This window comes from Streptomyces mobaraensis (assembly GCF_020099395.1).
In the GTDB taxonomy this organism is placed as follows: domain Bacteria; phylum Actinomycetota; class Actinomycetes; order Streptomycetales; family Streptomycetaceae; genus Streptomyces.
Window position 1 is genome coordinate 4,018,334 of sequence record NZ_CP083590.1, and the last position, 18,869, is coordinate 4,037,202.

General features: G+C 66.3%; 8 protein-coding genes and 4 rRNA genes. 8 read left to right on the forward strand and 4 right to left on the reverse strand.

Annotated elements, in window-relative coordinates:
• Nucleotides 1-235: 235 nt before the first annotated feature.
• On the reverse strand, nucleotides 236-1,000 hold the full coding sequence (locus K7I03_RS17530) for a TetR/AcrR family transcriptional regulator (RefSeq protein ID WP_224347096.1): 765 nt from the start codon (nucleotides 998-1,000) through the stop codon (nucleotides 236-238).
• A 380-nt stretch (nucleotides 1,001-1,380) separates the two neighbouring features.
• Between K7I03_RS17530 and K7I03_RS17535 the strand changes: the two genes are divergently transcribed.
• Both K7I03_RS17535 and K7I03_RS17540 read left to right on the forward strand, forming a co-directional pair.
• Nucleotides 1,381-2,724 carry an NAD(P)/FAD-dependent oxidoreductase gene (locus tag K7I03_RS17535; RefSeq protein ID WP_185944419.1) on the forward strand — a complete coding sequence of 448 codons (1,344 nt, stop codon included), beginning with the start codon at nucleotides 1,381-1,383 and terminating at the stop codon, nucleotides 2,722-2,724.
• A 292-nt stretch (nucleotides 2,725-3,016) separates the two neighbouring features.
• A complete protein-coding gene (locus K7I03_RS17540; protein WP_185944420.1) occupies nucleotides 3,017-4,771 on the forward strand; it encodes an ATP-binding SpoIIE family protein phosphatase in 1,755 nt (584 codons plus the stop codon).
• 145 nt (nucleotides 4,772-4,916) lie between these two features.
• Here K7I03_RS17540 and K7I03_RS17545 read toward each other — a convergent pair whose 3' ends face one another.
• Entirely contained in the window at nucleotides 4,917-6,218 is a 1,302-nt protein-coding gene (locus K7I03_RS17545; protein ID WP_185944421.1) for an MFS transporter, read from the reverse strand.
• 151 nt (nucleotides 6,219-6,369) lie between these two features.
• Between K7I03_RS17545 and K7I03_RS17550 the strand changes: the two genes are divergently transcribed.
• From K7I03_RS17550 to rrf, 4 genes are all read left to right on the forward strand, one after another.
• Nucleotides 6,370-6,918 carry a MarR family winged helix-turn-helix transcriptional regulator gene (locus K7I03_RS17550; RefSeq protein WP_185944422.1) on the forward strand — a complete coding sequence of 183 codons (549 nt, stop codon included), beginning with the start codon at nucleotides 6,370-6,372 and terminating at the stop codon, nucleotides 6,916-6,918.
• A gap of 598 nt (nucleotides 6,919-7,516) precedes the next feature.
• Nucleotides 7,517-9,042: ribosomal RNA gene (locus K7I03_RS17555) — 16S ribosomal RNA — on the forward strand.
• 275 nt (nucleotides 9,043-9,317) lie between these two features.
• A 23S ribosomal RNA gene (locus K7I03_RS17560) occupies nucleotides 9,318-12,440 on the forward strand.
• 78 nt (nucleotides 12,441-12,518) lie between these two features.
• Nucleotides 12,519-12,635, forward strand: a 5S ribosomal RNA gene (gene rrf / locus K7I03_RS17565).
• Together the 16S, 23S and 5S rRNA genes form the textbook arrangement of a ribosomal RNA operon.
• 95 nt (nucleotides 12,636-12,730) lie before the next feature.
• Here the strand turns inward: rrf and K7I03_RS17570 are convergent.
• A complete protein-coding gene (locus tag K7I03_RS17570; RefSeq protein WP_185946272.1) occupies nucleotides 12,731-14,104 on the reverse strand; it encodes a SulP family inorganic anion transporter in 1,374 nt (457 codons plus the stop codon).
• Between the two features lie 495 nt (nucleotides 14,105-14,599).
• On the opposite strand from K7I03_RS17570, the gene proC reads away from it, so the two are divergent.
• On the forward strand, nucleotides 14,600-15,409 hold the full coding sequence (gene proC, locus K7I03_RS17575) for a pyrroline-5-carboxylate reductase (protein ID WP_185946273.1): 810 nt from the start codon (nucleotides 14,600-14,602) through the stop codon (nucleotides 15,407-15,409).
• Nucleotides 15,410-15,459: 50 nt separating this feature from the next.
• Here proC and trpS read toward each other — a convergent pair whose 3' ends face one another.
• Nucleotides 15,460-16,494, reverse strand: coding sequence for a tryptophan--tRNA ligase (trpS, locus tag K7I03_RS17580; RefSeq protein ID WP_185946274.1), 1,035 nt, complete (start codon nucleotides 16,492-16,494; stop codon nucleotides 15,460-15,462).
• Between the two features lie 769 nt (nucleotides 16,495-17,263).
• Between trpS and K7I03_RS17585 the strand changes: the two genes are divergently transcribed.
• A 16S ribosomal RNA gene (locus K7I03_RS17585) occupies nucleotides 17,264-18,789 on the forward strand.
• The last annotated feature ends 80 nt before the right edge of the window (nucleotides 18,790-18,869 follow it).

The following is an 18,869-nucleotide window of genomic DNA, read 5'->3' on the forward strand; positions in this document are numbered from 1 at the left end:
GAGAGGACCCGGAACCAGGCGAAGCACGCCCCACCCGATTCCGCCGGTCCACCGTCGGACGCCAACTACAGGAAGGCCGCTACCGGCCGGCTGCCGTCGGACAACCACCGTCAGCCGACCGCCACCGGAAGACCGGCGACGGAAGACCGCCGTCAGCCGGCCACCGCGCGCCCGGCCATCAAGCCATCAAGCCGTCAGGCCATCAGCTCGCCAACCCGTCAGGCCGTCAGCCAGGTCAAGCCGCCGGCCGCGACCGCAGCCCCTCCAGCAGGATGTCGAGCAGCCGCGAGGACGCCGCCGCCTGCTGCGCCGCGTCCGGCAGCGAAGGCGCCGCCGTGGCGATGACCAGCAGCACGTCCGCGACGGTCACGTCCGGCCGCAGCTCGCCCGCCGCCCGCGCCCGGTCCACCAGGCGCCCGACGACCTCCAGCAGCGCTGCCGCGCCCGAACCGTCCCGCTGCCCGTCGGGCACCGGCACCGGCCGCTGCTCGACGAGGCGCAGCTCGTGGAGCTGGCCCCCGGCCGCCCCCGGCTGCCGCTGCTGCGGCACCCGGGCCTGCGGCGGCGCCACCGGCGCCACCGGCTCCGGGGCGGACTCGCCCTCGACGCCGACCCGCAGCACCTGCGGCGGCAGCAGCCGTCCGGCGCCCGAGGCCACCGAGGTGCGCAGGAACCGGGAGAGCGCCGACCACGGCTCCTCCTCCTGGCCCAGCGCCGTCCGCGCCTGCTCGGTCAGCCGTGCCGTCTCTTCCTCGGCTATCCGCCTGACCAGGACGTCCTTGCTCGGGAACCGCCGGTAGACCGTTCCCACGCCGACCCGGGCCCGGCGCGCCACGTCCTCCATCGGCGCTCCGTACCCCAGCTCGCCGAAGACCTCGCGAGCCGCCCGCAGCACATGTTCGAGATTGCGCTGCGCGTCCACGCGCAGCGGCGTACTACGGCCGCCGTTCCCGTCGGAGGGCGCGACAGCGGTAGACCAATGAGAGCCCTGAATGTGCATACGTTCCCCCGGTTATGACGTCTCCCCCCGGAGACTCCCCGCCCTGACTGCCGGAGCAGGCCGCTGCCTGAACCCCGACGAAGTACGAACATAGTTGAGCCCAGGTCAAGAAAGAAGAGGGTAGTTCCGCACAGCCTGCCCCCAATAGGCGTACGCGCCGGTCCGCGGTTGATTCCGCACCACCTCACCACCCCGGCGGATCCGCGCTGACCTGCATACCTTGTCCCGGGTGGGGCAAGCGGAGGCTCCGCCCTCCGGCTACGCCTCCGGTCATACGTTTCGCCCGGCCCTGTGGACAAACACCGGTACCCGGTGCGTCATGGAAGGGAGCCGTGTGACCGCGCGGATGTGAAGGGACAGCCTTGGCCAAAGAACCGGCGGTGAAGGAAGCGACGCGCATTCTGGTCGTCGGGGGCGGCTACGTGGGCATGTACGCCGCACTGCACCTCCAGCGCAAGCTGCGGAAGGGCGAGGCCGAGATCCTGGTCGTCAGCCCCGACCCCTACATGACCTACCAGCCTTTCCTGCCCGAGGCCGCGGCCGGCTCCATCTCGCCCCGGCACGTCGTCGTCCCGCTCCGCAGCGTCCTCAAGGGCTGCCAACTCCTCGTCGGCGAGGTGTCCGCCCTCGACCACGCGGCGCGGACCGCCACCGTCCGGACGGCCGCCACCGAGGAGTCCGGCGAGGGTGCCCTCACCGTCCACTACGACGAGCTGGTCATCGCCCCGGGCTCGGTCTCCCGCACCCTCCCGATCCCCGGCCTCGCCGAGCACGGCATCGGCTTCAAGACCGTCGAGGAGGCCATCGGCCTGCGGAACCACGTCCTGGAGCAACTGGACATCGCCTCCTCCACCCGCGACCCGGAGGTCCGCGACGCCGCCCTCACCTTCGTCTTCGTCGGCGGCGGCTACGCCGGCGTGGAGGCCCTGGCCGAACTGGAGGACATGGCCCGCTACGCCGCCCGGTACTACCACAACATCGACCAGGAGGACCTGCGCTTCCTCCTCGTCGAGGCCACCGGCCGCATCCTCCCTGAGGTCGGCGAGGAGATGGGCCGGTACGCCATCCGTGAGCTGCGCGGCCGGAACATCGACGTCCGCCTCGACACCCGCCTCGACTCCTGCGAGAACCGCGTCGTGGTGCTCAGCGACGGATCCCGCCACCCCGCCCGCACCCTCGTCTGGACCGCGGGCGTCAAACCGCACCCCCTCCTCGCCGCCACCGACCTGCCGCTGAACGCGCGCGGCCGTCTGAGGTGCCGTCCCGACCTGCGTGTCGAAGGGGTCGACCACGCCTGGGCCGCCGGTGACGCCGCAGCCGTCCCCGACCTGACGGCGCACGAACCCGGCGTCGAATGCGCCCCCAACGCGCAACACGCCGTCCGCCAGGCGAAGGTCCTCGCCGGCAACGTCCTGTGCTCCCTCCGCGGCCACTCCCTCACGGACTACCGGCACAAGTACGTCGGCTCGGTGGCCTCCCTCGGCCTGCACAAGGGCGTCGCCCACGTCTACGGACAGAAGCTCAAGGGCTACCCCGCCTGGTTCATGCACCGCGCCTACCACCTCAGCCGCATCCCCACCTTCAACCGCAAGGCCCGCGTCCTCGCCGAATGGACCCTCGCCGGCCTCTTCAAGCGGGAGATCGTCTCGCTCGGCTCGCTGGAGAACCCCCGGGCCGAGTTCGAACTCGCCGCCGGCACCGGCCGCCATCCGGAGGCCGGGTGACGCACGCGCCACGCCGGACCGGAGCGGGGAACTCCCGCCGACGGCTCCGACGTCTCACGGATGTCAGTCCGGTCGGCCACACTGGACGTGTGACCATGGGTGGGTCCGCACTTCCGAAGAGTGACGATCGCGAGGATTCGGACGATCGCGAGGATTCGAAGGATTCAGACGTTTGCCGCATTCCCCCGGGGGCCGGCCCCCGCACCGACCACCGCGCCCCCGCGCCGGGCGCGCGGCTCGGCCGCCACGCGTCGCCGAGCTGATCCGGACCGACTCCGCGAGGTAATCCTCAGTGAACTTCACCCGCTGGAGCGCCCGGCTCCCCGGCACACAGCGCCGGGCCGCGACGCGCGCCGACCGCAACGCCCCGGCCGCCCCCACCGCGGCGACGCCCGCCACGGGATCCGTCCCCGCCGCCCGCGCCGGCTCCGGCCCGCTCCCCGCACCCGACGGCCCCGTCGCCACCCTCGACGGGCTGTCCGTCCACGACGTCCTCGGCCAGGTCCCGGCCCTCGTCGCCGTCGTCTACGGCCCCGACCACCGCATCGCCTACGTCAACGACGCCTACGCCGCCCTCTTCGGCCCCCGCACCCCCGGCGCCCCCGCCCGCGAGGCCCTCACCGAGCTGGAAGAGCTCGGCCTCCTCGCCCTCATGGACCAGGTACTGCGCAGCGGCAAACCCCGCACCGTCAAATCCCGCCGCGTCAGCACCACCCCCGACGGCCCCGGCGGTCCCGACACTCCCGCCGGCCCGGACGGCACCACCACCCGCCCCCGGCACGGCTACTACACCTTCACCTGCACCCCACTGCGCGTCGGCATCCCCGGCGACGGCCCGCCGCAGCCCGGCGTCCTGATCTTCGCCGCCGACGTCACCGACCAGGTCGAGGCCGCCGAACGGCTGCGCACCAGCGAACGCCGCCAGCGCGAGGCCGCCGTCACCCTCCAGCGCAGCCTGCTCCCCCAGGAGCTCGAACAACCCGACGACCTCCGGGTCGCCGCCACCTACCAGCCGGGCGGCCAGGACACCGCCGTCGGCGGGGACTGGTACGACGTCATCACCCTCGGCGCCGGCCGCACCGCCCTGGTCATCGGCGACGTCATGGGCCGCGGGGTGCGCGCCGCGGCCGTCATGGGCCAGCTCCGCACCGCCGTCCGCGCCTACGCCCGCCTCGACCTGCCGCCCCACGAGGTCCTCCAGCTCCTCGACGGCCTGGCCGCCGAGATCGACGCCACCCAGATCGCGACCTGCGTCTACGCCGTCCACGACCCCAACGAGGGCCGCCTGGTCTACGCCTCCGCCGGCCACCTGCCCATCCTCGTCCGCGACCCCGAGGGCACCGTCCACCGCGCCGCCGAACCCACCGGCCCGCCCCTCGGCACCGGCGGCTGGCTGCACACCTCGGGCAGCGTCCCCCTCGGCCCCGGCTGCAGCGCCGTCCTCTACACCGACGGCCTGGTCGAACGCCGTGACGAGGACATCGACGACGGCGTCGCCGCCCTCGAACGCGCCTTCGCCGGCGCCACGGGCACCCCCCAGGTCATGTGCGACCGCCTCATCCGCTCCCTCGGCATCACCGAGGAGCACGACGACGACGTCGCCGTCCTCGTCCTCCAGCACCCCGCCCGCACCGGCCACGACGCCGAGCTGTTCCACAACGCGGCGCTCGAACTGCTCGGCGGCGTCGAGGCCGCGCCCCGCGCCCGCGCCTTCGCCTCCGGCGTCCTCGCCAGCTGGCGCTTCCCGCCGGACCTGCGCGACCTGGGCGTCCTCGCCGCCAGCGAGCTCGTCGCCAACTCCCTCCAGCACGGCACGCCCCCGATGAAGCTGCGCCTGCGCCGCACCGACCGCCGCCTGATCATCGAGGTCACCGACGGCGACGACCACCTCCCGCGCCGCCGCCGCGCCGAACCCGCCGACGAGGCCGGCCGCGGCATCTCGATCATCGCCACCATCGCCTCGTCCTGGGGCTCGCGCCGCACCCCCGGCGGCGGCAAGGCGGTCTGGTGCGAATTCGCCCTGCCCACGAAGCACGCGCACGTCTGACCGCGCCGGCCGCCGACGGCCCACCGGGACGCCGCACACGAGCCGGCCGGGACAACGACAAACGGCGGAGCGGTACGGCCGGAGCCCACCGCTCCGCCGCACCACTCCGCCGTCCGTACTCCGCCGTTCGTACCGCGGTCGGCCGTCAGGCGCCGACCGTGGCCCGCTCCTCCTGCGGGACGACGCGCGCGGCCACCGTGCGCTGCTCCTGGGCCCGCAGCGGGTTCTCCTGCGCGGGCGTGAGCCGGCGTCCCAACCGCAGGGCCAGCACGGAGATGCCCAGCGAGCAGGCGACCAGCAGCACGATGTACGGCGCGTAGAGACCCGACCCGGCCATCAGCCCGCCGGCGGCCGGCCCAGCGGCCAGCGCCAGCTGCTTCACCAGGGCGAAGGCCGAGTTGTACTGCCCCACGAGCCCCGGCGTGGCCAGATCCGCGACCAGCGGGGCCATCGTCGGCGCCAGCATCGACTCACCGATGCCGAAGAGGGCGTACGTCGAGATCAGCAGCGTGGTCGCGACCGCGTGCGCCCCCGGTACGAGTCCGGAGACCCCGGCCGCCACCCAGGCCACCGTCCATATGAGACCGACCAGGGCGATGACCCGGCTCCGACGCCGCCGCTCGACCAGCCGCAGCACCACGAACTGCGTCAGCACGATCGCCATCGTGTTCGCGGCGAGAGCCATGCCGAGCGTCGCGGGCGAGATCCGCGTGACCTCCACGGCGAACGCGGACAGGCCCGACTCGAACTGCCCGTAGCAGGCGAAGAACATCACGAAGCCCAGCACACACAGCCGCACCATGGCCCGGTCGGCGAGCAGCGCCCGCCACCCGTTCCGCGCGGAGCCGTCCGTCGGGACGGCGTCCTCGACCCGCGGCGCCTTCGGCAGCCGTACGGTCGCGATGGTGGCGCCCAGCACCAGGAACATCACGGCCTCGATCGCGAACAGCCGGACGAAGCTCGACGGGTCCGACGTGTCCACCAGCTGGCCGCCCAGCAGGCCGCCGACGCCGAGACCGAGGTTGTTGAGGAAGAACTGGGTGGCGAACGCCCGCGACCGGGTGGTCGTCGTCGAGCACCAGACGATCATCGTGGCGAGCGAGGGCTGGATGACCGCGATACCGGCACCGAGCGCGGCGGCGGCCGCGACCACGAGGAACTCGCTGTCGGCCAGGCCGAGGCCCATGGAGCCGACGGCGGCCGACACCGTACCCGCGACGGCGACGGGCAGCGGGCCCCGCCGGTCGATCACGCGCCCGACGAAGGGCAGCACGAACAACGCGGCCACGGCGAACGTCGCGAGCACGACTCCGGCCGTACTCGCCCCGAGGTTCCGCACCTGCGACACGTAGATGAACAGGAACGGAACCGTAAAGCCGTTGCCGAACGCACTCAGCGCGTTGCCCAGCTGGATCCGGCGCAGTGCCGCGCCCATCGCCGTGGTCACACTCACCTTCCTTTGCCTTGATCACGAAAACGGTCCGGACCATGCCGCGTACGGCAACAGTCCAGACCTGAAGACTTCAGAGCTAAACTTCGAAGCTAAAGAGTACACATCAAAGGGCTTTAGCGGCAAGGGGTCTGTCATACTGCGGCTCATGGCCGACACCCCCGGCTCCGCCGAGCCGAGCCTCGAAGAGCAGATCGCCGCTTACCAGCGCGAGTTCCAGGACCTCGATCCCCAGGTGGAGAAGGTCGTCTCGGCCCTCAGCCGGCTGAACCGGCGCATGAACGTCGCCTACGGGCGGCAGACCGCCGAGCTGGGCATCAGCAACGCGGAGTGGGAGGTCCTCAAGGCACTGGTCCTCGCCGGCCACCCCTACCGCCTGGGGCCGGGCGACCTGGCGAAGCGGCTGGGCCTGACCCCGGCGGCCATGACCCACCGCATCGACCGCATGGTCGCGGAGGGCCTCGTCACCCGGGAGCGCGACGGCAGCAACCGGGTCCGCGTCATCGTCGGCATCACGGAGGACGGCCGGGAGAAGTGGCTGGAGGCCATGCGGCTCGCCTCCGTCTTCGAGGAGGAGCTCCTCCAGGACCTCTCCTGCGAGGACCGCGGCAAGCTCGGCGAACTCCTGATCCGCCTCCTCCGCCGCGTCGAAACGGCCCAGCCGGACGCCGGCGGGCGCCTCAGGGACCTCGACTGACCCGTCCGTGGCGCAGGGCAGCACGAGGGTTGACACGGGGTCGGCGGATCCGTAATGTACTCCGAGCTGCCGCGAAGCCGAAGGGCTTTTCACGGCGGCACTTCACGCCAGCTCGGCGGGATCCACTACTGCACGGCCCTTGAACGGGATTGATTTCGGCATGCCGGAATTCGGTTCGGTTTGAGCCCCAGGCGCCGATTAGGCGCCGCCGGGGAAATCCGCTAAAGTAGTGATCACGCCGAAGGGCGCGGCAGTAACAAATAGCCGCTCCACGGCGAAAAACCCCCTCCAACGGGGATCGGATTTCGAATCCGGGCCGGAAACGGAACGGAAAACGGATCTGGTAAGGTTGGAAACACCGAAGGGAAGCGCCCGCCGAAGAGTCTCTCGGGTGAGTACAAAGGAAGCGTCCGTTCCTTGAGAACTCAACAGCGTGCCAAAAGTCAACGCCAGACTATAAAACAACCCCGTCCATGGATCCTTGTGGTCCTGGATGAGGTTCCTTTGAAAAACACAGCGAGGACGCTGTGAACGACCGGGCTTATTCCGCTTGGTCGTTCCGCTCAACGCGAGTGTTGAACCGGATGACCGGTAAACATTCACGGAGAGTTTGATCCTGGCTCAGGACGAACGCTGGCGGCGTGCTTAACACATGCAAGTCGAACGATGAACCTCTTTCGGGAGGGGATTAGTGGCGAACGGGTGAGTAACACGTGGGCAATCTGCCCTGCACTCTGGGACAAGCCCTGGAAACGGGGTCTAATACCGGATACGACTACTGACCGCATGGTTGGTGGTGGAAAGCTCCGGCGGTGCAGGATGAGCCCGCGGCCTATCAGCTTGTTGGTGGGGTGATGGCCTACCAAGGCGACGACGGGTAGCCGGCCTGAGAGGGCGACCGGCCACACTGGGACTGAGACACGGCCCAGACTCCTACGGGAGGCAGCAGTGGGGAATATTGCACAATGGGCGAAAGCCTGATGCAGCGACGCCGCGTGAGGGATGACGGCCTTCGGGTTGTAAACCTCTTTCAGCAGGGAAGAAGCGAGAGTGACGGTACCTGCAGAAGAAGCGCCGGCTAACTACGTGCCAGCAGCCGCGGTAATACGTAGGGCGCAAGCGTTGTCCGGAATTATTGGGCGTAAAGAGCTCGTAGGCGGCTTGTCGCGTCGGATGTGAAAGCCCGGGGCTTAACCCCGGGTCTGCATTCGATACGGGCAGGCTAGAGTTCGGTAGGGGAGATCGGAATTCCTGGTGTAGCGGTGAAATGCGCAGATATCAGGAGGAACACCGGTGGCGAAGGCGGATCTCTGGGCCGATACTGACGCTGAGGAGCGAAAGCGTGGGGAGCGAACAGGATTAGATACCCTGGTAGTCCACGCCGTAAACGTTGGGAACTAGGTGTGGGCGACATTCCACGTCGTCCGTGCCGCAGCTAACGCATTAAGTTCCCCGCCTGGGGAGTACGGCCGCAAGGCTAAAACTCAAAGGAATTGACGGGGGCCCGCACAAGCAGCGGAGCATGTGGCTTAATTCGACGCAACGCGAAGAACCTTACCAAGGCTTGACATACACCGGAAAGCGCTAGAGATAGTGCCCCCCTTGTGGTCGGTGTACAGGTGGTGCATGGCTGTCGTCAGCTCGTGTCGTGAGATGTTGGGTTAAGTCCCGCAACGAGCGCAACCCTTGTTCTGTGTTGCCAGCATGCCTTTCGGGGTGATGGGGACTCACAGGAGACTGCCGGGGTCAACTCGGAGGAAGGTGGGGACGACGTCAAGTCATCATGCCCCTTATGTCTTGGGCTGCACACGTGCTACAATGGCCGGTACAATGAGCTGCGATACCGTGAGGTGGAGCGAATCTCAAAAAGCCGGTCTCAGTTCGGATTGGGGTCTGCAACTCGACCCCATGAAGTTGGAGTTGCTAGTAATCGCAGATCAGCATTGCTGCGGTGAATACGTTCCCGGGCCTTGTACACACCGCCCGTCACGTCACGAAAGTCGGTAACACCCGAAGCCGGTGGCCCAACCCTTGTGGAGGGAGCTGTCGAAGGTGGGACTGGCGATTGGGACGAAGTCGTAACAAGGTAGCCGTACCGGAAGGTGCGGCTGGATCACCTCCTTTCTAAGGAGCACATAGCCGACTACGAGCGAATGACTCGTACGGTTGCTCATGGGTGGAACGTTGACTATTCGGCACAGTCTTGAGGGACTTGTTAGTACTGCTTCGGCGTGGAACACAGGGTCTGGAGAGGCTGGGTCGGGCACGCTGTTGGGTGTCTGAGGGTACGAGCGTGAGCTTGTTGCCTTCGGTCCGGCCCCGGTAAAGGCTTGCTTCGGCGGGTTGTGACGGGTGGCTGGTCGTTGTTTGAGAACTGCACAGTGGACGCGAGCATCTGTGGCCAAGTTTTTAAGGGCGCACGGTGGATGCCTTGGCACCAGGAACCGATGAAGGACGTGGGAGGCCACGATAGGCCCCGGGGAGCTGTCAACCAAGCTGTGATCCGGGGGTGTCCGAATGGGGAAACCCGGCAGTCGTCATGGGCTGTCACCCGCTGCTGAACACATAGGCAGTGTGGAGGGAACGCGGGGAAGTGAAACATCTCAGTACCCGCAGGAAGAGAAAACAACCGTGATTCCGGGAGTAGTGGCGAGCGAAACCGGATGAGGCCAAACCGTTTGTGTGTGATACCCGGCAGGGGTTGCGCAGGCGGGGTTGTGGGATCTCTCTTTCATAGTCTGCCGGCTGTGAGACGAGTCAGAAACCGTAGTGATAGGCGAAGGACATGCGAAAGGTCCGGCGTAGAGGGTAAGACCCCCGTAGCTGAAATCATTGCGGCTCGTTTGAGAGACACCCAAGTAGCACGGGGCCCGAGAAATCCCGTGTGAATCTGGCGGGACCACCCGCTAAGCCTAAATATTCCCTGGTGACCGATAGCGGATAGTACCGTGAGGGAATGGTGAAAAGTACCGCGGGAGCGGAGTGAAATAGTACCTGAAACCGTGTGCCTACAAGCCGTGGGAGCGTCGCACAAGGAGCTTGCTTCTTGTGTCGTGACTGCGTGCCTTTTGAAGAATGAGCCTGCGAGTTTGCGGTGTGTTGCGAGGTTAACCCGTGTGGGGAAGCCGTAGCGAAAGCGAGTCCGAATAGGGCGATTGAGTAGCGCGCCCAAGACCCGAAGCGGAGTGATCTAGCCATGGGCAGGTTGAAGCGGAGGTAAGACTTCGTGGAGGACCGAACCCACCAGGGTTGAAAACCTGGGGGATGACCTGTGGTTAGGGGTGAAAGGCCAATCAAACTCCGTGATAGCTGGTTCTCCCCGAAATGCATTTAGGTGCAGCGTCGTGTGTTTCTTGCCGGAGGTAGAGCACTGGATAGGCGATGGGCCCTACCGGGTTACTGACCTTAGCCAAACTCCGAATGCCGGTAAGTGAGAGCGCGGCAGTGAGACTGTGGGGGATAAGCTCCATGGTCGAGAGGGAAACAGCCCAGAGCATCGACTAAGGCCCCTAAGCGTACGCTAAGTGGGAAAGGATGTGGAGTCGCAGAGACAACCAGGAGGTTGGCTTAGAAGCAGCCACCCTTGAAAGAGTGCGTAATAGCTCACTGGTCAAGTGATTCCGCGCCGACAATGTAGCGGGGCTCAAGCGTACCGCCGAAGTCGTGTCATTGCAGCATGAGGGCCAACGCCCGCTGTGATGGGTAGGGGAGCGTCGTGTGCCGGGTGAAGCAGCCGCGGAAGCGAGTTGTGGACGGTTCACGAGTGAGAATGCAGGCATGAGTAGCGATACACACGTGGGAAACGTGTGCGCCGATTGACTAAGGGTTCCTGGGTCAAGCTGATCTGCCCAGGGTAAGTCGGGACCTAAGGCGAGGCCGACAGGCGTAGTCGATGGACAACCGGTTGATATTCCGGTACCCGCTTTGAAACGCCCAATATCGAATCAGGCGATGCTAAGTCCGTGAAGCCGTTCCGGACCCTTCGGGGAATGGAAAGTGGTGGAGCCGACGATCCAGACTTGTAGTAGGTAAGCGATGGGGTGACGCAGGAAGGTAGTCCAGCCCGGGCGGTGGTTGTCCCGGGGTAAGGGTGTAGGCCGTGTGGTAGGTAAATCCGTCACACGTTAAGGCTGAGACCTGATGCCGAGCCGATTGTGGTGAAGTGGATGATCCTATGCTGTCGAGAAAAGCCTCTAGCGAGTTTCATGGCGGCCCGTACCCTAAACCGACTCAGGTGGTCAGGTAGAGAATACCGAGGCGTTCGGGTGAACTATGGTTAAGGAACTCGGCAAAATGCCCCCGTAACTTCGGGAGAAGGGGGGCCATGTCCGGTGATGGGTCTTGCACTCTGAGCTGGGTGTGGCCGCAGAGACCAGCGAGAAGCGACTGTTTACTAAAAACACAGGTCCGTGCGAAGCCGTAAGGCGATGTATACGGACTGACGCCTGCCCGGTGCTGGAACGTTAAGGGGACCGGTTAGCTCTGTTTCGACAGGGCGAAGCTGAGAACTTAAGCGCCAGTAAACGGCGGTGGTAACTATAACCATCCTAAGGTAGCGAAATTCCTTGTCGGGTAAGTTCCGACCTGCACGAATGGCGTAACGACTTCTCGACTGTCTCAACCATAGGCCCGGTGAAATTGCACTACGAGTAAAGATGCTCGTTTCGCGCAGCAGGACGGAAAGACCCCGGGACCTTTACTATAGCTTGATATTGGTGTTCGGTTCGGCTTGTGTAGGATAGGTGGGAGACTGTGAAGCATGCACGCCAGTGTGTGTGGAGTCGTCGTTGAAATACCACTCTGGTCGTGCTGGATGTCTAACCTGGGTCCGTGATCCGGATCAGGGACAGTGTCTGGTGGGTAGTTTAACTGGGGCGGTTGCCTCCTAAAGGGTAACGGAGGCGCCCAAAGGTTCCCTCAGCCTGGTTGGCAATCAGGTGTTGAGTGTAAGTGCACAAGGGAGCTTGACTGTGAGACCGACGGGTCGAGCAGGGACGAAAGTCGGGACTAGTGATCCGGCGGTGGCTTGTGGAAGCGCCGTCGCTCAACGGATAAAAGGTACCCCGGGGATAACAGGCTGATCTTCCCCAAGAGTCCATATCGACGGGATGGTTTGGCACCTCGATGTCGGCTCGTCGCATCCTGGGGCTGGAGTCGGTCCCAAGGGTTGGGCTGTTCGCCCATTAAAGCGGTACGCGAGCTGGGTTTAGAACGTCGTGAGACAGTTCGGTCCCTATCCGCTGTGCGCGTAGGAGTCTTGAGAAGGGCTGTCCCTAGTACGAGAGGACCGGGACGGACGAACCTCTGGTGTGCCAGTTGTTCTGCCAAGGGCATGGCTGGTTGGCTACGTTCGGGAGGGATAACCGCTGAAAGCATCTAAGCGGGAAGCCTGCTTCGAGATGAGGACTCCCACCCACTTGATGGGGTAAGGCTCCCAGTAGACGACTGGGTTGATAGGCCAGGTGTGGAAGACCGGTAACGGTTGGAGCTGACTGGTACTAATAGGCCGAGGGCTTGTCCTCAGTTGCTCGCGTCCACTGTGTTGGTTCTGAAACCACGAACAACCAAAGTGCCGGTTGTTTGAAATTGTTTCATAGTGTTTCGGTGGTCATAGCGTTAGGGAAACGCCCGGTTACATTCCGAACCCGGAAGCTAAGCCTTTCAGCGCCGATGGTACTGCATGGGGGACCGTGTGGGAGAGTAGGACGCCGCCGAACTAAATTTGATGGAGAGCCCCGGGCTCGGATTGTGAAAGCAATCCGGCCCGGGGCTTTTCTGCGTTTCAGGCGTCGTATTCCGTCCGCAGCACCCGTCATTTCTTGCTGATCACGGGCATACGGCCGTCGTCCGCCCGCCCTTGCCCACCTCGTCCGCGGTCGGCCCGGAACCGAGTCGCCTCCCAGCCGGCCTTGACGCCGGCCAGGAGCAGTCCGACGACGGCGCCCTCGAAGGGGTCGGTCACCACGATCGCGCCGGCCGTGGCGAGGAGAACCGCGACCTCGCCCCGGTGCCCGTCCCACAACCGCCCCAACTCCCGTACGGGAAGCAGCTGCCGGCCCAGGACCACCAGCACACCGGCGAGCGCCGCGACCGGCACCGCTCCCAGAGCCCAGGGCAACAAAGCGGCGAACACGGCCAGCCACACTCCCTGCAGCACTCGGGAGGCCCGAGTCCGCGCGCCCGCCCGGGCGTTGGCGGTACTGCGCACGATGACGGTGGTCAGTGGAAGGGCACCGAGCATGCCGCACACCGTGTTGCCGGCGCCCTGCGCGATGAGCTCCTTGTCGTAGTCGGTGCGCGGACCCTCGTGCAGCCGGTCGACCGCCGTCGCGCCGAGCAGGCTGCCGGCCGAGGCGACGAGCGTGAAGGCCAGGACCGTACCCAGGACGCCGACCTGCCCGAGCCGTACGAAGTCCGGGCCGTCCGGCGGCTGGACGGCCGTCATCAGATCGCCGATCCGCAGCCGGTCCACCGGCAGGCGCAGCGCCGAGGTCACGACCGTCGCCACGAGCACCGCGACCAGGGGCGCCGGGACCAGGCGTACACCGCGCGGCCAGCGCTGCCACAGCGCCATCAGCGCCATCGTGCCGATGCCCACCGCGCCGGCGGTCAGCGCCGTCGGGGACTCCAGGGTCCCGGTGACCAGGAGGACGAGCCCGCCGAGCCGTTCCAGGCCGCCGCCGGGTGCGTCCGCGTCGGCGAGTTCGTACAACTGGCCTGTGATCAGGACGAGTCCGGTTCCCGCCAGCATCCCCTGCATCACGGCGATGGGCACCTTCCGGAACCAGCGGCCGATCCGCAGCAGGCCCAGCACCACCTGCAACAGGCCGGTGGCGAGGACCAGTACGCCCAGGGCGCCGAGCCCGTACGTGCGCACGGCCTCGTACACGAGCGCGGCGAGACCCGCGGCCGGCCCGCTCACCTGGATGCTGCTGCCCGGCAGCAGCCCGGTCAGCAGCCCCCCGACGATCCCGGTGACGAGGCCCAGCTCCACCGGAACCCCGGAGGCCACGGCCACACCGGCGGAGAGCGGCACGGTTATGAGGAAGACGACCAGGGACGCGTGGACGTCGGCTCGGAGGAACCGAGGAAGGCGGAGGAGCCGGAGGAGGGAGTCGGTGGCGAGGCGGGAGGTGCCGAAGCGGGAGGTGAGGAAGCGGGAGGTGACGAGGTCGTTGTGCTCCATGAGGATTGCCTCCAGCGCCCCCGGGCGCGCTGAGGCGGCCGGGGACCGAGAACCTGCGGTGGACGACGAGTACGGGCATACGGGCCGGGCAGCTTCTGCGGGTGAAGAAAGGAGGAAGGAGAGAAAGGGGAGAAAGGGGAGAAGGGCGGGATCCGGCGGCGGACGCGGGACAGCTCCGGGCGCGGTGCCCGTACGGACGCGTCCTCGCCTCCTCCGGCAGTGCGCCGTGAACACCCGCCCCCAGTGTGACCAAGCCCTGTGCCCCTGGACCGACCGGTGCGTTACCGCGTTGTAAACACGGAATCGAGCACACGGAAGAGCTCCGTCCGTTCACTCCGGCGGACACCGCGACCCACGCGCCTCAGCGCGCGCCGTGGCTTCTCTCCCCCGCGCCCGCGTCCGCCCCTACCGCCCACCACCGTCCGGGACCGGGTGCGAAGATGACAGCCAGTGCGGCAACAGCACGGCACAGCGAAAGCGGAAAAGGTGAACACCGTGACCCAGACAGTCGCCGTCCTCGGGACAGGAAAGATCGGTGAAGCGCTGCTCAGTGGCATGATCCGGGCCGGCTGGGACCCCGCGCAGCTGCTCTGCACCGCACGCCGTCCGGAACGGGCCGAGGCCCTGCGCGAGCGCTACGGCGTCGAGGCCGTAGGCAACACCGACGCGGCGAAGGCCGCCGACACGCTCATCCTGGCCGTCAAGCCGCAGGACATGGCGACGCTCCTGGACGAACTCGCCCCGCACCTGCCGGCCGACCGGCTCGTCATCAGCGCGGCGGCCGGCGTCCCCACCGCGTTCTTCGAGGAACGGCTCCCGGCCGGGACGCCCGTGGTGCGCGTCATGCCCAACACGCCGGTCCTGGTGGACGAGGGCATGTCGGTCATCTCCGGGGGCACGCACGCCACCGAGGACCATCTGCTGCGCACCGAGGCGATCTTCAAGCCGGTCGGCAAGACGCTGCGCGTCCCCGAGACGCAGCAGGACGCCGCGACCGCGCTCTCCGGCTCCGGCCCGGCGTACTTCTACTTCCTCGTCGAGGCGATGACGGACGCCGGCATCCTCCTCGGCCTGCCCAGGGACAAAGCCCACGACCTGATCGTCCAGGCTGCCATCGGCGCGGCCGTGATGCTCCGCGACAGCGGGGAACACCCCGTCAAGCTGCGCGAGGCCGTGACCTCGCCGGCCGGCACGACGATCAACGCCATCCGAGAGCTGGAGAAGCACGGCGTCCGGCACGCGCTCATCGCCGCCCTGGAGGCGGCCCGCGACCGCAGCCGCGAGCTGGCCTCCGGAACGGGCTGACGAAACGGACCGCCGGCTCCGAAGGGCTTCGGGCGGTGGACGGCCTGTGGTCAGGCGGCCGGGAGCAGGCCGATGGCCCGGTACGCGGCGTCGACCGTCGGCCGTGCCAGCTCCCGCGCCCGGCGGGCCCCGTCGCGGAGGACGCCGTCGACGTACGCCGGGTCGGCGCAGAGTTCGGCGTGCCTCTCACGTACCGGGCGCAACAGTTCCACCACCGCGTCCGCGGTGTCCCGCTTCAGCGCGCCGTACGAGCCGTAGCCCGCGGCCAGCGCGCCCGGCGCGGTGCCGGTACAGGCGGCGAGCAGTTCCAGGAGGTTGGCGACGCCGGGGCGTTCGGCGCGGTCGTAGACGACGTCCGTCGCGCTGTCCGTGACCGCGCGCATCACCTTCTTGCGCACCACGCCCGGCTCGTCGAGGAGATAGACGATGCCGGAGGTCTCCGCGTGCGACTTCCCCATCTTCGACGTGGGGTCCTGGAGGTCCATGACCCGGGCCGCGACCGGCGGGAGGACGGCGCGGGGGACGGTGAACGTCTGCCCGTACCGCTGGTTGAAGCGCACGGCGAGATCGCGGGTCAGCTCGACGTGCTGCGCCTGGTCGTCGCCGACGGGGACCTCGTCGGCGCGGTACGCGAGGATGTCGGCGGCCATCAGCACGGGATAGGTGAGGAGGGAGAGGCGGACGCTCCCGCCGGCCGCCCGTTCTCGTGCCGACTTCTCCTTGTACTGGATCATCCGGCGCATCTCGCCGTCCGCGGCGGTGCATTCCAGGAGATAGGACAGCCGGGTGTGCTCGTCGACGTGGCTCTGCACGAACACCGTGCAGAGGGCGGGGTCCAGGCCGGCCGCCAGGAGCAGGGTCGCGGCCTGCCGGCTCAGCCGCCGGACACGGGCCGGGTCGTGCTCCACGGTCAGCGCGTGCAGGTCGACCACGCAGAAGAGGGCGTCGGCGCGGTGCTGGTCCGACTCGACCCACTGCCGGACGGCGCCCAGGTAGTTACCGAGGGTCAGGTGGCCGGTGGGCTTCACACCGCTGAAGATGCGGGTCGTGGGGGGTGCGGGGGTCGCGGAGGTCGCGGGGGTCATGGGTCCCTCTCGTCGGGAACGGGGACCACCGCCACAGACAGCAAAAACGGCCGCCGAGGCGGCGGCCGTGAGGTGCATGCGTGGGTACGCGCAGGGAGTGGCCGCCGTCAGGCGGGCCACCACTGGCCGTTACGGGCATGCAGGGTCATGCCGCGACCGTACCGCCCGGAAACCGCTTGCGCCACGGGTTTGATCCGTACCAAGCCCTCGTGTAAGGTTCTTCGAGTTGCCAGCGGGGCCCGAGAGGGAACCGGGGCGGCACTTCACGCCAGCTCGGCGGGATCCACTACTGCACGGCCCTTGAACGGGATTGATTTCGGCATGCCGGAATTCGGTTCGGTTTGAGCCCCAGGCGCCGATTAGGCGCCGCCGGGGAAATCCGCTAAAGTAGTGATCACGCCGAAGGGCGCGGCAGTAACAAATAGCCGCTCCACGGCGAAAAACCCCCTCCAACGGGGATCGGATTTCGAATCCGGGCCGGAAACGGAACGGAAAACGGATCTGGTAAGGTTGGAAACACCGAAGGGAAGCGCCCGGAGGAAAGCCTGAGAGAGTCTCTCGGGTGAGTACAAAGGAAGCGTCCGTTCCTTGAGAACTCAACAGCGTGCCAAAAGTCAACGCCAGACTATAAAACAACCCCGTCCATGGATCCTTGTGGTCCTGGATGAGGTTCCTTTGAAAAACACAGCGAGGACGCTGTGAACGACCGGGCTTATTCCGCTTGGTCGTTCCGCTCAACGCGAGTGTTGAACCGGATGACCGGTAAACATTCACGGAGAGTTTGATCCTGGCTCAGGACGAACGCTGGCGGCGTGCTTAACACATGCAAGTCGAACGATGAACCTCTTTCGGGAGGGGATTAGTGGCGAACGGGTGAGTAACACGTGGGCAATCTGCCCTGCACTCTGGGACAAGCCCTGGAAACGGGGTCTAATACCGGATACGACTACTGACCGCATGGTTGGTGGTGGAAAGCTCCGGCGGTGCAGGATGAGCCCGCGGCCTATCAGCTTGTTGGTGGGGTGATGGCCTACCAAGGCGACGACGGGTAGCCGGCCTGAGAGGGCGACCGGCCACACTGGGACTGAGACACGGCCCAGACTCCTACGGGAGGCAGCAGTGGGGAATATTGCACAATGGGCGAAAGCCTGATGCAGCGACGCCGCGTGAGGGATGACGGCCTTCGGGTTGTAAACCTCTTTCAGCAGGGAAGAAGCGAGAGTGACGGTACCTGCAGAAGAAGCGCCGGCTAACTACGTGCCAGCAGCCGCGGTAATACGTAGGGCGCAAGCGTTGTCCGGAATTATTGGGCGTAAAGAGCTCGTAGGCGGCTTGTCGCGTCGGATGTGAAAGCCCGGGGCTTAACCCCGGGTCTGCATTCGATACGGGCAGGCTAGAGTTCGGTAGGGGAGATCGGAATTCCTGGTGTAGCGGTGAAATGCGCAGATATCAGGAGGAACACCGGTGGCGAAGGCGGATCTCTGGGCCGATACTGACGCTGAGGAGCGAAAGCGTGGGGAGCGAACAGGATTAGATACCCTGGTAGTCCACGCCGTAAACGTTGGGAACTAGGTGTGGGCGACATTCCACGTCGTCCGTGCCGCAGCTAACGCATTAAGTTCCCCGCCTGGGGAGTACGGCCGCAAGGCTAAAACTCAAAGGAATTGACGGGGGCCCGCACAAGCAGCGGAGCATGTGGCTTAATTCGACGCAACGCGAAGAACCTTACCAAGGCTTGACATACACTGGAAAGCGCTAGAGATAGTGCCCCCCTTGTGGTCGGTGTACAGGTGGTGCATGGCTGTCGTCAGCTCGTGTCGTGAGATGTTGGGTTAAGTCCCGCAACGAGCGCAACCCTTGTTCTGTGTTGCCAGCATGCCTTTCGGGGTGATGGGGACTCACAGGAGACTGCCGGGGTCAACTCGGAGGAAGGTGGGGACGACGTCAAGTCATCATGCCCCTTATGTCTTGGGCTGCACACGTGCTACAATGGCCGGTACAATGAGCTGCGATACCGTGAGGTGGAGCGAATCTCAAAAAGCCGGTCTCAGTTCGGATTGGGGTCTGCAACTCGACCCCATGAAGTTGGAGTTGCTAGTAATCGCAGATCAGCATTGCTGCGGTGAATACGTTCCCGGGCCTTGTACACACCGCCCGTCACGTCACGAAAGTCGGTAACACCCGAAGCCGGTGGCCCAACCCTTGTGGAGGGAGCTGTCGAAGGTGGGACTGGCGATTGGGACGAAGTCGTAACAAGGTAGCCGTACCGGAAGGTGCGGCTGGATCACCTCCTTTCTAAGGAGCATATAGCCGACTACGAGCGAATGACTCGTACGGTTGCTCATGGGTGGAACGTTGACTATTCGGCACAGTCT

What these genes read in the sequence shown, in the direction of transcription:
- K7I03_RS17570 (WP_185946272.1), bottom strand. Translation starts at nt 14,104, where the DNA reads ATGGAGCACAACGACCTCGTCACCTCCCGCTTCCTCACCTCCCGCTTC.
- trpS (WP_185946274.1), bottom strand. Translation starts at nt 16,494, where the DNA reads ATGACCCCCGCGACCTCCGCGACCCCCGCACCCCCCACGACCCGCATC.
- K7I03_RS17550 (WP_185944422.1), top strand. Translation starts at nt 6,370, where the DNA reads ATGGCCGACACCCCCGGCTCCGCCGAGCCGAGCCTCGAAGAGCAGATC.
- K7I03_RS17530 (WP_224347096.1), bottom strand. Translation starts at nt 1,000, where the DNA reads ATGCACATTCAGGGCTCTCATTGGTCTACCGCTGTCGCGCCCTCCGAC.